This window comes from Ileibacterium valens (genome assembly GCF_001945525.1).
GTDB lineage: Bacteria > Bacillota_I > Bacilli_A > Erysipelotrichales > Erysipelotrichaceae > Ileibacterium > Ileibacterium valens.
Window position 1 is genome coordinate 1 of sequence record NZ_MPJW01000249.1, and the last position, 716, is coordinate 716.

Below are 716 nucleotides of genomic sequence, written 5' to 3' on the forward strand. Positions count from 1 at the left end.
AAGTTCAAGCGCTTCAACCTCGCACTGGAAATAGCCTGTTTCCAAGATTAGAAATAATCCCGAAGCGATAACAGAACATTATCGCTGTTTTCAGTATGCCTTAATTTTGAAAAAGAGGCGATAAAGTTCGGAAAATCACTCAGTTTTTATCGTATTCGTGAGGCTTGAAGCCGAAAAATGGCTGATTCCAGATAAAAATTTCTGGTAGATTCTGAACACCACTATGAAGTGCGGAGCAATTCGCGCTTCTATCTGCTTAACTTAATGACATTGCAGATTTTCCCAAAATGAAAAAAGGGGCTGTTAAATTTCGACTGATTTTTCATCAGCGAGATTTACAGCCCCTTTTTCTATGCTTTTTATCTGATTCAATCCTGTTTTATGATGTGTTTTTCCACTCAAGTCAATTTTTGAACGCACTGAAAAGAGCCAAAACTCAAAAAGACTGTTTATAATCTTTTTCAGATTTCGCTTTTCTGCTCCTTTAATTTTCCATAACGTTCGAGTTCTGGGCAACTCATCCGATTTCTGTTGTTTAATTTTCTGATATTGTGTCCCATGGCCACAATAAGCACCTCAAATTTTACGTTTTCCAGTCCCCGGCGTCTCAATCGGCTGTATCTGTAGTTTTCTTTAAGATCTCCGAAGGTTCCTTCCGCCTGAATGCTCCGGCTGACCATAATCTCATGTCCTGCATCTGAAGACATGTTCTCCCG

General features: G+C 39.4%; 1 protein-coding gene. It reads right to left on the reverse strand.

Features of this window, described 5'->3' with window-relative positions; genetic code table 11:
* Positions 1–461: 461 nt before the first annotated feature.
* Positions 462–716: transposase (locus BO222_RS11615; protein ID WP_075817320.1), on the reverse strand; the 255-nt coding region annotated here is incomplete at its 5' end.